Here is a 12,242-nt window from a genome sequence, read left to right as displayed (position 1 = left end):
TTGTGAATTATTCAGGATAAACTAATGTCGCTTAAAACAATTGTTGTCATTTTTGTGGGAGTTCTTTTTTTGTCAATAGCAGGATGTAGAAATGCCTCTTTCAAAAAAGAAATCCAGGAACCCTATCAAGAAAACTGGGAATCGTTGTCAAAGCACAACGAGGCTCCGGAATGGTTTAAAGATGCCAAGCTGGGCATATATTTTCATTGGGGAGTGTATTCTGTTCCTGCATATGGAGATGAGTGGTACCTACGTTGGATGCATTTTAAAAGCTGGAAAGAATATCAGCACCATGTAGATACTTATGGTGACCCATCTGTTTTTGGATATCACGATTTTGTTCCGATGTTTAAAGCCGAGTACTTTTACGCTGAGGTCTGGGCTACAATCAGGAACTTAAATGGAATTTGACAGACAAAGGTTTATCGATCAGTTTGCGTTCTACTGTATACGATTTAGTGGCTTCGGTATTTAAAATAGAGACTCAATAGCAAGGCTTTTAAAGAAATTAAATCTCTGTGATTCAGGGGAGGCAGATAAGGTAAATAAATTGGGATCAAATGAGAAAGAAAACTGTTTGTGGATATCATTTTAAATGTGAATCTACCCGCTTTCATAAAACTATCATGCGAAAAGCGGGCAATGAATTTTTAAACAGACATTGTTTGGTTTTGGTTCAAGTAAATCTTCCGTTTGGTAAAGAGAAAAGGAGGATTGCCCGGGAGTGTTTCGATGCTCCCGGGTTTAAACGTAATTTAAAGTTTTCAGTAAAATTCTTTATTAAGATGATAACATAGAGAAAATAAAAAATTGAGCGGTTACAAAATCCGGTGGATGGGTTTAAAATATTAACCGGCCTTAAACTAAGGCCCAACTATTAACTGTTTAATTTGATTTATGGAAACAATTAATAAAATCGTTTGTGATTTGAAAAATGAATTATCCGGAAGAACGGAAATTCCCGGAAAATCTCCGGATAGAATGGAATATTTCATCGGTCAATGCACGGTCGTTTTGTACCGGATGTTCAGCTGGACATTTTGCAACAAAATACAGGGGTTTATCTATTATTTTGAGGTTAAATCCGCTCTTGACAGGATAATGCATTTAAGTCGAATAGGCTAAGATTTGGTTTGCCATGAACAATAACTACACCCCGGAACAAATAGTTGAAGTACTGAAGAACAATTTACAGGAGCTTGGTTATGACGGGACCAGCGACCTGCTGGTTATAGAAAAAGCCATTGGGTTCTGTTCTTCCGCACTTTTGGAATTGAGAGAATACATCAACAGCCATGACTTTAAATCGAAGGAAGAAGAAGTCCATTTTTTTAAAGTAACCAAGCCGTATGTTCTTGGAGAATACCTGTACTTCTCCAAGCTATTTGAAATCGAAACCCGGCGGCCGGTGACAACGGCGAGGGCCCAAAAGAAATATTTAAAAAAGATGATCACACAAGCGCAGCGATTCTTCAATGAAAACCCGGAATCCTACCGGTATTACCGTAGCGGGTCAACACATTTCGACGAGAAGTGTTTTGTCAGGACAAAAACGATTAATTGCCTGAATGCGCATCATTTTGTTGTGGACCCGTTGTTTTCAACAAGCCATGATTACACATTGGCGGCTATAATGGCCAATGAAAAAATCATTGTGCACTGCAAAACTGAAATCAAGCAATTGGAAGAGCTTGGCAGGGCCGCTGAACTGCAAAAATTGTTAAAACAGGCAAAACTCAATTTCAAGTGGACCGGAAGTAAAACCGACCTGGTGGAAATGATCTACGGGGTCCGCGACACGGGCGCCATTAATAACGGGAAAGTGGAAATCATAGACCTGGTTAAAGGTTACGAGATTTTCTTTAACATCAAACTCCCCAGGTTTTACCATACGTTTTCCGAGATGAAAGAGCGCGCCAATCGTACAAGTTTCCTGGACCTGATGAAAAAATGTTTGATCAAAAGGATGGACGAAAGCGATGAGAAATGAGAACAAAAAGGATATAAACCGAAATTATAAACAGGAATACAACCTATTGAAAATAATCTAACAATTCAAATTTAAAAAGATCATGTAGAGTGTTTAGAAAATAAGGACATATTAAAATTATAAAAGCGTTGGCTTTTATTCTTGTACCGGAAAATCGTCAAATCAATACACCACAGGAATATAAGTGAACGGCCCCCGTATGGCGTGGGCTGTGCTTATTTGTGGTGTGGGTGTTTGACGATACCTCTGGTACGAATAACGTGCAGTTCACGTTTCTTTTTGTGCCCGGGTATTTGACGATCTCCTGTCCAAAACATATAAATAAAGAAATGTATCAAACTGAAAAAAACAATAGAAATGCCGATCTGGTAAGCGCATTTCTCCGGTGCCCGTTCGGAGAAACGGTTTCTGATTGCCCGTTTATCCAGGCCTATCAACTCAATAACCCTCAAAAACAAATCATGCTTTTAAACTCCCTTCCAGGACAGGAACTTGAGCAACTCCGTTCCCACCACAGGACATGCATTGCATTACGAAGGGCTGAATATTTTGTAAATGAAGATTCACAAAAAAGATAAGATTTTTTACAATTCATTCCTGAATCAAAAAAACAGCGTCTGAGTTGTAAAAAAATCAGACCGGAGTCCGGGTCAACGTTGGTTTGGAACTCAAATGAAGGCTTCAATTTTGGGACATGTTAAAATGAACCATTCAAAATTAAAAGTTATGCCTTCAGAAATTATCACTACCGACGACCTTCGGGAATTCAAGCTCGAATTATTTTCCGAACTGAAAAAACTGTTTGACGAGCGCCAGGGACAACCCGCAAAAAAATGGTTAAAATCCTATGAAGTCCGTAAAATGCTGGGTATTTCTCCCGGAACACTTCAAAATATGCGGATCAACGGAACCATCCCGTTTACAAAAATGGGCGGGATACTGTTTTATGATTCCGGCGAAATCCAGAAAATCCTGGAATCCAACAAGCAAAAGGATCGTTTTAGCTTTTCTGCCCGGCGATGAATTACATCCGGCATCTGAACGGATTTTTTGAACGTTTGGCAGAAGATGATCACCTGTCTTCCTATCACATCAGCCTGTACTTTGCCCTGTTTCAGCATTGGAACGCCAACCGGTTCAGCGACCAGTTTACCATTTCCCGGACGGAAGTGATGCAACTGGCCCGGATCGGGTCTGCCAATACATACGCCCGCTGTATGAAAGAATTGGCAGAATGGGGCTATATTACTTACCAACCTTCTTCCAATTTGCATTCAGGAAGCAAAGTTGCCTGTATCAGATTTGATATGGGAAGCGATACCGCAGGAAATACAGCAACCGATACCGGTACTTCAGGTAATCTTAAAAGTGATACCGGAGCTGATACGACAGGCGATACTGGTATCAGATGTGATACCGGAACTGATACGACAAGTGATACCGGTATCATTACCGGTACCGAAAATGATACCGGAAGAAGCACAGCCACCGGTATAAATGAACCTGCCGGTATTGAATCTGATACCGGAACTGATACAGCAAGTGATACACTTCTTATAAACATTACAAAGAAGAATAAACTAAAAGAAGAATCTTCAAAAAGAAATTCAAAAGAAAAAGTTTCAGAAGAAGAAATCAGAAAAAGAGATGGTGAACCCAAAATTCAAATCCCGGGGATTGAAACCGTCAGAAACTTTTTTGAACAGAACCGGTCATCACCCGGTGAAGCGCAAAAGTTTTACACCCGTTACCAGTTAACCGGCTGGAAAACCGGGGATATGAAAGCCATTGTTTCCTGGCAGGCCCTTGCCCGGAAATGGATCGAAAACAATCAAAACAATAAAGCAGATGAACGAAAACATAATCAAAACAGGACCGGCCAGCTCAGTGTCACGGTCAACAAAAATTACGATGAACCCTTATGAGCAGATTGCCGATTTCAAGGGTGGAATATTCAATTTCAGCTTTTCAACCAGTGTGCAATGGATGGAAGAACACGGCAAAATCCTGTTTGGGGACCATTTCGCCATTTACCCGGACGATTTGGAATTGATCTACAAACTGTTGGTTTATGCCATTGGCGATAAGGAAAACGCAGAACGGCACGGGATTAGTCTTCAGAAAGGATTACTTGCCTGTGGGCCAGTCGGTTGTGGAAAATCATGCTTATTGAAGCTGATCAGCTATTTCTTTCCCAGGGAAACACAGTACCAGATCAAGCCCACGCGGGAGATCAGCTTTGAATTCGAGAAAGACGGATTCTCCGTGATAAACCTTTACAGTAAAGGTTCATTCTTCAGGTACGGCGAAAGGTTTCTACCCAAAGCCTATTGTTTTGACGATCTGGGACTTGAACAAACCCCCAAATATTACGGAAACGATTGCAACGTGATGGCTGAAATTCTCCTTGCCCGCTACGATCTGTTTGTTTCCAAACGGATGATGACCCACATTACCACCAATCTTTCAGCCTCCGAACTGGAATCCATTTACGGTAACCGTATCCGTAGCCGGATGCGCGAGATGTTTAATTTGGTGGCTTTTGACCGGGAATCCAAAGACAAAAGACGCTAAAAAATCTTTACTGAGGGCAACCTGCGGCCTGTTCACTCCGGTTGCTCCGCACTTTCGCTTACAAGCCTCGGTCAGAAGTGGAAAGAGTCCGTTGCCGGTAAGTTTCAGGCGCCAGCCTATCGCCTGACTAACCCTTCAAACACCTTAAAAACGGACACTTTCCTGTTTGATAAGTATACCCCAATGCCCCGGCACATTCGCTTCACTTCGCTTAATCGCTCCCTGATCCCGTTCGCTGCACTCACCGGAACCGGTCGTTCAGGTCAGCTCGTTTCACTCATAAGCCGGGTTGCACCGCGCGGCAAGAGTAGCCCGGTTAACTTTGGCTTCGCTTCATTAACAGGCTACACATGCCTTCCCCCGCCCGCATTCCAATAACTTCTGACAGGTTCACTATTCCTGAACAAGTAAGGTAACCAATCGTGTCAAAATCAAAAAGAAAAGCCAAGTTAGCCGGACTCCCCGCAACCATGGCATCAAAAAACGCGCAAGGCCAAAGCAAGTGTCCCGCTTTTTTAAGCATTTTGTGAATCATTCTTATCGGTTTTTGTTTTGGTTTCGCGGTCCAGCCTTGCACATTCGCCCCGTCCGTCACCTTTCCGGCTTTCTTTTTATTTTTTTGACTGTTTTTTCTTTTTCTTTTCGAAATATTTTTTTCCAATCAAATTGAAATAAACCCTGTCAGAATTTATTGAAAAATCACTTTCCCGGGAACTTTTCCAATCAAATCAATCCATAACGAACTAGATTATAGTCGGATAGTTGCGGGCATGTTAAAAAAAAACATACCCGGAGTCCGGGTCAACGTTGGCTTTTACCAATTTTCCCTATCCCATTTTTGCACGGTGATCAGGCCCGACTACTGAACCGAGATCATACAATTTTTAATTAAAACGAAAAACCATGTTTGGAATCGATCAAATCAGCTGGGGACAATTTTCAGGTTTTATCCTTTCAATCCTGCTTTTGTGGTACCTGTCAGTTATCCTTTTGGCTTTTGTCCGGCAAAAAGGCAAACGGAAGACACTTTTTGAAGACGATTCGTTTACCCCTGTTCTTGACGAATCCCTTCAACCTATTGTGGTCTCCTCAAAAGATTATCCATCCGAATTAATCCCTGTCCGGCTTTCAGAAGACATTGCCCTGCCAGCTTCGCTTTATGAAGAAACAGGGATTGATGACGGTTATTCCATCGACGCTTTTTCCAAACCCGGTCACCCGGAACTGCCAAAAATCCTGGAGAAAGTCCAGGTTCAGTCATAAATCAATCTCAATTATTCATTCTTTAAAAACTCAAAGTCCCATGAAAACAAGAGTTCAGTGTTTTTTCCAACGGGCGCAAGCCTTTGTTGCATTGCTCATTCTGGGTATTGCCCAAACGATGGCCCAATCTGCCGCCGGTATTGACCAGGCCACTGCCGAAGTCAGTTCGTATGTCGATCCGGTTTCTAACCTGATTATTGCCATCGGCGCTGTCGTCGGTTTGATCGGCGGCGTACGTGTGTATATAAAGTGGCAAAGCGGCGACCAGGACACCCAGAAAGCCATTATGGGCTGGTTCGGGGCCTGCTTATTCCTGATCCTGGTTGGCGTGGTGATCAAAGCATTCTTTGTGTAATGCAAAGCTATCCAATTAAAAAGGTGGATACCCGGTTGTACATCAAAGGGCTTTCCGGCCCTTTGGTTTTCCGGGCCCTGTATGGTATTATTGCAACCTTCCTGCTGTTCTCTGCGCTTTACATTCTGGCCGGTGTTTTCCCTGCAGTATTTATGGGAGTCCCTGCTTTTTTCGGATACCTGTACCGACTAAACACCATCCAGAAAAAGTACGGACCCGAAGGATGGGGCAAGAAACAAACCGCCAGAAAACTACCACAGTTTATCAGCTGCAAACGACGAATCCCTCAAACATTTTCCAATTGAAGATCAACATGAAGATCAAAAACCTTGAAACAGTGCTCCCGATATTGGGATTTAACAACGATGTGCAGGTTTCCAATAACCTGGATCTGACCATCGGTTTTAAACTTCAGTTGCCGGAAGTTTTATCCAACAGCACGGAACAACTCTATATGCTGCACGATACCTTTCAACGAATGATCAATCTTTTGCCAGCCGGAAGTTTTATCCACAAGCAGGATTTCTTTTTGGTCAACGAGTTTCATCCGGCAGATTTGGAACAGCGGATCGTTACATCAGAAAAACCAGAACAAAGTCAAACTGAAAGTCTGAATTCTTCTTACTTACAGCACTTTGATGGAAGACATTACCTAAAGCACGACTGCTGTTTTTACATCAGTTTGCTCAATAAAGGACTTCTGAAAAGCTACCTCGAATCCGCCCTGATCTTTTCAAGAAAGGAGCGCAACCTGGAGAAGCTGCAGTTTGATAAGATCAACGAACTGAAAGGAAATGTAATAGCCATCTTTCACCAAAACGGCATTGTTTGCAGGCCAATCACCAAAGGAGAAGCCATTGGCGATCAGCATTCACTCGGACTGATTGAACGCTTTTTGAGCCTGAACTTTACCGAGAACCATCCGGCATTGGGCGGAATTGATTTTCGGGACCGGCTCAAGGTGATGGACCAGTTTGTGGAAATCCTTTCACTGAGTGATTATTCCCACATTCCTGCAGAATTACGCCCGGTATCGGAGCATCCCCAAACCGGACTTCCTGTTTCACTGGTCTATCCGCTCAGTTATCATCTGCCGTTTTCACATGTCACGAACCAGTTTATCTACATTCCCGATCAGCAGGAGATCAAAGGATTTCTGGAAAGCAGCTACAAAAAAATCTTCAGCTTGTCCAAATTCTCATCAGAGAACAAGGTAAGCGCAGGGCTGATCGAATCCTTTTTAGATCAGGTACAAACTTCGGGAGAAAAGATTGTAAAAACACACTTTAATGTGATGATTTTCGATTCTTCCCTGAAGGATTTAAAACAGCACAAAAGTGAAACCAGTTCCGCTTTTGCCCTGATGAACTGTTTCCCGTATCAGCACACCCATGATCTGCCGATGTTGTTTTTCTCGTGCGTACCATTCTCGACCCAACTTCCGGAAACCGAACTGTTCATTACCCAGGTTCCGCAGGCGTGCTGCCTGACCAACTTCGAGGGAGAACTGCGTGGCAGCGAATCTGACTTTGTTATCCGGCTGTCAGACCGCTTGGAAGGTTGCCCGGTCAGGATCGACATCTCGGACGAACCCATGCACAGGCATTTGATCCACAACCGGAACAAAATCATTATCGGCGGGTCAGGCTCCGGAAAATCGTTTTTCACCAACCATTTGCTCCGGCAATATGCGGAAAGTGAAAACTGCCACATTGTTTTACTGGATGTTGGCCGGAGCTACGAACTGCTGACCCATTACCTGGACGAACGCCTTAAAGCAATGGGCGGGGCAATGATGGTCGAATTTACAACCGACAACCCGATTTCGTTTAATCCTTTTATCCTGGAAGGAGAACTGGATATCGAGCGCAAGCAGACGATCCTGTCAGTAATCTACACGATTTATAAGGAAAACCTTTCGGAGATGGAAAAAGATGTGATTGCCCATTCGGTGACAGCGTTTTTCGGGTCCGATCAAACTGCAGAATATGGACGACTAGTAGAAAGATCCTTCAATGGTTATTACGAGTTTTGCCAGAACTATATTCCAAATCTGGTCAAAGAGCAATCCATCCAGTTTAATGCCAACGAGTTTTTCTTTATCCTGGGCAAATATTACCGCGGAGGCGAATATGACTATCTGCTGAACAAGCAGATGGATACCGATGAGTTTTTCCATTGCCCTTTTATTGTCTTCGAATTGGACAATATCAAGGACCACGCAACAATTTTCCCGGTCGCCACCCTGATTATCATCGACATTTTTATGCAGAAGATGAGACGCTTAAAGGGAGTCAGGAAGGTCATTGCGATAGAGGAAGCCTGGAAAGCAATCGCAACTCCGCAGATGGCCAGCTATATCAAATATTTCTATAAAACCATCCGCAAGTTTTTTGGCGAGGCGATGGTGGTGACCCAGGAAGTGGACGATGTGATTTCCTCTCCGGTGATTCGCGATGCGATCATCAACAATGCCGATACCCGAATCTTGCTTGATATGAGCAAATTCCGGAACAAATTCCAGAGCATCAGCGACACCCTTGGGCTTTCCGGGTTCCAGAAAGAACAAATCCTTTCGATCAACAAAAACCTTCCGGCAGACCGCAAGCTCAAGGAAGTGTTTATCGGACTTGGAAGCTATTCGCAGGTCTATGCGCTGGAAGTCAGCAAATCGGAATACTACTGCTATACCTCTGAACAAAGCGAAAAGGAAAAGATCCTCAATGAATTGCAGTTCAGTACTCTAATGGGTGACAACCGCTCATTCCTAAAAATTCTTCAATCCATGTGAAGTAAACTCAACAACAAAAAGTACAGCCATGAAAACAATTAAAACAATGACAACAATTAGAACAATGACAACTGGCTCAATCGGAGCAACGCTTTTAATCACTCTGATCCTTACTTTTCTCAGCATTCTGCCAATCAGCAACACCTTCGCCCAAGCCCCGGTGACCGACGTTGGGGCAGGCATTCAACGTGAAGCTTTATGGGAGCAGGAAAAGGGAATCCTCTCTGAAATCAATTGGTACAACGTGCTGATCAAAATCCTGAACGGCGACATCAAAGGGCTAACATCGGAACTGGTCGGGATCGATCAGAAAAAACTGGCCAGCCTTCAGAAAGTCAGTTACCTGATCAAAGATTACAAGCGGATCAAACAAACCAAAGAAATGCTGGATAAGATCATTTACATCTATACCTCTAAATTGCCGCTGTTGGTCCAGGACGAAAATTTCACGACCCGTCAGGCAGCGGTGATTGTCGAATCTTTTGACCTGGTGCTGGATGACAGCCGCCAACTGGTTACGACCATTCTGAATACCATCGTGGAAGACGACCTGTTTATGATGGATGACAAACAGCGGTATGACACGATCAACGGCATTTATACCGATGTGAAAAAACACTACGGGACCATCTGTTACCTCTACAACAAGCTGGCCTGGGCTTCCTATCAGCGGAGCTTCAATACCGGGCAAATAGAAAAGTTCGCTTTTTACTATACGCTTTACGATTAGAGCTTTCTCACTCGCGAAAACGACAGAAACAAAAGTTAAATCCATGAAAACACTACTTTTTATACTCCTCCTTCCTTTGGCAGCATTGCTGCCGGGGAAGGAACTCCAGGCCCAGGTCTTTGACATCAAACCGTGGAACGGCACTTATCCCGATATGCAGGGCACTTACCCGCTTTCTTTTATGGCATTCAAAGGCTGGCTGATCCCGGTTCCCCATGTATTTATACGCACCTGGCCGACGCACTATTACATCGAAGTTGGAGCTTTACCCGTGTCCGACACCGAAGAATATGCCGGGATGCTGAAAACCAACCTGCTGAAGATTATCGAAAAGCTGATCGAAAAATCGCAGATGCAAAAAAGGCACGAAGAAACCAGCCAGATCAAAAGCAATACCGAAATGCAGCGCGACATTGAGAAGAAAATCTTCGATTCGGAGTCTGACCAGTTACCCGATGTGTACAGCATTGCCTCCGGTTTCATCCGGCTATATCTGAGTATAGAGAGTCTGGACAAGCTGCCCAACTGCAAATGGCTTAAACAAACTTACCAGAAGGAAGCTGATGAGCTGCTTAGCCGGTTTATTTCGGTAAACCTCTTTATGACCGATCATGGTAAAAAGCTGGAAGCTTTTTCAGAAATCCGCTGCGAGCTAAACAAGCAAATCGGCGAGACAGATTACACCTACCGGAAAGTGCTTCACCTCCAGGCCTTCAATGCCAACATCCCGCAATCCTATGTTTTCCTTAAAGAATAAAACGGATTGACTATTCTATTATTGATGATTTAACTATTTACAAATTATCACTCGTCCCAAGTTCCTCCCCTTTGGGGAGGTCAGGAGGGGCTTATCATTCTAAAATTATGCTTTTACAAGTAATGAGTACCCAAAGTTTTTTTCAATTTACCGATGTGTTGGTCAAAGGAGGACTGGACAATGCCCAACTGCTGATTGGTATGGCCAGAGCTATTGGTGGTATAGCCGCATTTTTGTATATCTCCAAACGCATCTATGAACAACTGATTGCCGATAATCCGATATCCCTCTTGCCCCTGTTACGTCCCTTTGCGCTGGTGTTGGTCATTACGTTCTGGGGCCCGTTTGTGCAACTGCTGATGGTACCCACCAAAGGACTGACCAAACTTTCTGAAGCGATCTATGCTGATAAAAAGCACATTGTAGCCGCCAAACTGGAAGAAAAGCAGGATGCAATACTGGCTGTCGATTTACCATCTTTTCAGGAGAACCAGGAAAAAGAAGCTTCGCTGTGGGACAAAGGGGTTAACCTGCTTTTGACCACCTACAACATTGTTTCCGGCCGGGCCTTGCAGCACCAGATCAATTTTTATTTTATGGACTCGGTCCGCCAGCTTTTGGAATCCCTTTTCGAGGCGCTGGTTTACCTGATAGCCTTCTTGCGGACTGTCTTTTGTGTGCTGCTGATCATCTTCGGTCCGCTGGTTTTTGCCATCTCTATTTTTGATGGCTTCCAGGAGAACTACCTGCAATGGATCGCCCGCTTTGTGAACGTGAACCTGTACCTGCCCATCGCACTGATTGTCCTTTCACTGGTTCAGGAAGTGCTGATTTATGTACTCGATCAGGAGATTGCATTAACCAAAGCTTCACTGATCTACCAGCCCTCGCTGTATTATGTTTCCAACATGGTCGTCCCGGTTTGCGGTATTGTTGGATTGGTGATGGTCCCCAAGATTGCATCATGGATTATCTCGGCATCTGGTACCGGAAGCGGCGGCGGGAGATTGGTCAGAACGGTAGCCACGATGATGATCACCAAAGGGGCCATGAAATAGCTCATAATGTCCAATTCTGAATATTGAATTTCCAATACCCAATATCCAGAATAAAAGATCAATAATCATTCATCAATAATAAATCATAAATGAACAAGATATTTGATATACAGCGCAAATTCCGGTTTACGGTCTATGTCCTTTTGACGGTCAGTTTATTGCTAATCGGGTTCAGCGCCTTTGTTTTTATCCGCTCACTGAATTTAGTGGAACGATCTCGCCAGAAAATCTATGTGCTTGACAACGGCAAATCCCTGCTGCTGGCCCTTCGTGCCGACATTACCGATAACCGGCAGGCAGAAGCCAGGGACCATGTGAAACGCTTTCATGAATTGTTTTTCACGATGGAACCCGATAAACAGTACATCGAAAACAATGCCAAAGAAGCCCTGTACCTGGCCGACGGCTCCGCCATGAAGCAATACCAGTCCTACAAGGAGAACAATGTTTATAACCAGGTTATTGCCTCTGACATCAGCATGACTTTGACCACGGATTCGGTGCAGGTCGACTTTTCTGCTTACCCTTACCGGTTCCGGTTTTTCGGTCGGCAAAAGATTGTCCGCAAATCCAATATCACCATCCGCAACCTGGAAACTTCCGGCAGGCTTCGCAACATCTCCCGGACCGATAATAACCCGCACGGGCTGATGATCGAGGACTGGCTGATTACCGACAACAAAGATTTGGAAACCTTGAAACGGAAATCATTTTAACATTTTAA

Annotated in this window: 14 protein-coding genes; 13 read left to right on the top strand and 1 reads right to left on the bottom strand. The window is 43.8% G+C overall.

What is annotated here, in order from left to right:
• The first annotated feature begins 24 nt into the window (after positions 1-24).
• From AC6H3C_RS10830 to AC6H3C_RS10810, 5 genes are all read left to right on the top strand, one after another.
• Positions 25-411 (top strand): alpha-L-fucosidase, encoded by a 387-nt coding sequence (locus AC6H3C_RS10830; protein ID WP_497520784.1) that lies wholly within the window; start codon positions 25-27, stop codon positions 409-411.
• Between the two features lie 727 nt (positions 412-1,138).
• On the top strand, positions 1,139-1,990 hold the full coding sequence (locus tag AC6H3C_RS10825; protein WP_497520783.1) for an RteC domain-containing protein: 852 nt from the start codon (positions 1,139-1,141) through the stop codon (positions 1,988-1,990).
• A 726-nt stretch (positions 1,991-2,716) separates the two neighbouring features.
• Positions 2,717-3,013, top strand: a complete 297-nt coding sequence (locus tag AC6H3C_RS10820) for a helix-turn-helix domain-containing protein (protein ID WP_497520782.1) — start codon at positions 2,717-2,719, stop codon at positions 3,011-3,013.
• The gene (locus AC6H3C_RS10815) at positions 3,010-3,915 is read left to right on the top strand and encodes a hypothetical protein (protein ID WP_497520781.1); all 906 of its coding nucleotides are present in this window, start codon (positions 3,010-3,012) and stop codon (positions 3,913-3,915) included. The genes AC6H3C_RS10820 and AC6H3C_RS10815 overlap by 4 nt, the downstream gene beginning before the upstream one ends.
• Positions 3,902-4,564, top strand: coding sequence for a P-loop NTPase family protein (locus tag AC6H3C_RS10810; RefSeq protein WP_497520780.1), 663 nt, complete (start codon positions 3,902-3,904; stop codon positions 4,562-4,564). The genes AC6H3C_RS10815 and AC6H3C_RS10810 overlap by 14 nt, the downstream gene beginning before the upstream one ends.
• A 316-nt stretch (positions 4,565-4,880) precedes the next feature.
• Here AC6H3C_RS10810 and AC6H3C_RS10805 read toward each other — a convergent pair whose 3' ends face one another.
• Positions 4,881-5,225, bottom strand: coding sequence for a hypothetical protein (locus tag AC6H3C_RS10805; protein ID WP_497520779.1), 345 nt, complete (start codon positions 5,223-5,225; stop codon positions 4,881-4,883).
• 242 nt (positions 5,226-5,467) lie between these two features.
• On the opposite strand from AC6H3C_RS10805, the gene AC6H3C_RS10800 reads away from it, so the two are divergent.
• From AC6H3C_RS10800 to traK, 8 genes are all read left to right on the top strand, one after another.
• Positions 5,468-5,827: a hypothetical protein gene (locus tag AC6H3C_RS10800; protein WP_497520778.1), complete on the top strand. Its 360-nt coding sequence runs from the start codon at positions 5,468-5,470 to the stop codon at positions 5,825-5,827.
• A 40-nt stretch (positions 5,828-5,867) separates the two neighbouring features.
• Complete coding sequence (locus AC6H3C_RS10795) at positions 5,868-6,182, top strand: DUF4134 domain-containing protein (protein ID WP_497520777.1); 315 nt, start codon at positions 5,868-5,870, stop codon at positions 6,180-6,182.
• A complete protein-coding gene (locus tag AC6H3C_RS10790) occupies positions 6,182-6,487 on the top strand; it encodes a DUF4133 domain-containing protein (protein WP_497520776.1) in 306 nt (101 codons plus the stop codon). The genes AC6H3C_RS10795 and AC6H3C_RS10790 overlap by 1 nt, the downstream gene beginning before the upstream one ends.
• 8 nt (positions 6,488-6,495) lie before the next feature.
• The gene (locus AC6H3C_RS10785) at positions 6,496-8,973 is read left to right on the top strand and encodes a TraG family conjugative transposon ATPase (protein ID WP_497520775.1); all 2,478 of its coding nucleotides are present in this window, start codon (positions 6,496-6,498) and stop codon (positions 8,971-8,973) included.
• 28 nt (positions 8,974-9,001) lie between these two features.
• Positions 9,002-9,703 carry a hypothetical protein gene (locus AC6H3C_RS10780; protein WP_497520774.1) on the top strand — a complete coding sequence of 234 codons (702 nt, stop codon included), beginning with the start codon at positions 9,002-9,004 and terminating at the stop codon, positions 9,701-9,703.
• Positions 9,704-9,746: 43 nt separating this feature from the next.
• Positions 9,747-10,460: a hypothetical protein gene (locus tag AC6H3C_RS10775; protein WP_497520773.1), complete on the top strand. Its 714-nt coding sequence runs from the start codon at positions 9,747-9,749 to the stop codon at positions 10,458-10,460.
• Between the two features lie 107 nt (positions 10,461-10,567).
• Positions 10,568-11,518 carry a TraJ family protein gene (locus AC6H3C_RS10770; protein WP_497520772.1) on the top strand — a complete coding sequence of 317 codons (951 nt, stop codon included), beginning with the start codon at positions 10,568-10,570 and terminating at the stop codon, positions 11,516-11,518.
• A gap of 89 nt (positions 11,519-11,607) precedes the next feature.
• Positions 11,608-12,234, top strand: coding sequence for a conjugative transposon protein TraK (traK, locus tag AC6H3C_RS10765; RefSeq protein WP_497520771.1), 627 nt, complete (start codon positions 11,608-11,610; stop codon positions 12,232-12,234).
• Positions 12,235-12,242: the final 8 nt, after the last annotated feature.

The organism is Gaoshiqia sp. US2 (genome assembly GCF_059705485.1).
Note: the sequence above shows the minus strand (reverse complement) of the source record. Positions and strands in the feature narration are given on the sequence as shown.

Excerpts from the sequence above, each read along its gene's own strand:
- AC6H3C_RS10830 (WP_497520784.1), top strand. The coding sequence starts at position 25 with ATGTCGCTTAAAACAATTGTTGTCATTTTTGTGGGAGTTCTTTTTTTG.
- AC6H3C_RS10825 (WP_497520783.1), top strand. The coding sequence starts at position 1,139 with ATGAACAATAACTACACCCCGGAACAAATAGTTGAAGTACTGAAGAAC.
- AC6H3C_RS10820 (WP_497520782.1), top strand. The coding sequence starts at position 2,717 with ATGCCTTCAGAAATTATCACTACCGACGACCTTCGGGAATTCAAGCTC.
- AC6H3C_RS10815 (WP_497520781.1), top strand. The coding sequence starts at position 3,010 with ATGAATTACATCCGGCATCTGAACGGATTTTTTGAACGTTTGGCAGAA.
- AC6H3C_RS10810 (WP_497520780.1), top strand. The coding sequence starts at position 3,902 with ATGAACCCTTATGAGCAGATTGCCGATTTCAAGGGTGGAATATTCAAT.
- AC6H3C_RS10800 (WP_497520778.1), top strand. The coding sequence starts at position 5,468 with ATGTTTGGAATCGATCAAATCAGCTGGGGACAATTTTCAGGTTTTATC.
- AC6H3C_RS10795 (WP_497520777.1), top strand. The coding sequence starts at position 5,868 with ATGAAAACAAGAGTTCAGTGTTTTTTCCAACGGGCGCAAGCCTTTGTT.
- AC6H3C_RS10790 (WP_497520776.1), top strand. The coding sequence starts at position 6,182 with ATGCAAAGCTATCCAATTAAAAAGGTGGATACCCGGTTGTACATCAAA.
- AC6H3C_RS10785 (WP_497520775.1), top strand. The coding sequence starts at position 6,496 with ATGAAGATCAAAAACCTTGAAACAGTGCTCCCGATATTGGGATTTAAC.
- AC6H3C_RS10780 (WP_497520774.1), top strand. The coding sequence starts at position 9,002 with ATGAAAACAATTAAAACAATGACAACAATTAGAACAATGACAACTGGC.
- AC6H3C_RS10775 (WP_497520773.1), top strand. The coding sequence starts at position 9,747 with ATGAAAACACTACTTTTTATACTCCTCCTTCCTTTGGCAGCATTGCTG.
- AC6H3C_RS10770 (WP_497520772.1), top strand. The coding sequence starts at position 10,568 with ATGCTTTTACAAGTAATGAGTACCCAAAGTTTTTTTCAATTTACCGAT.
- traK (WP_497520771.1), top strand. The coding sequence starts at position 11,608 with ATGAACAAGATATTTGATATACAGCGCAAATTCCGGTTTACGGTCTAT.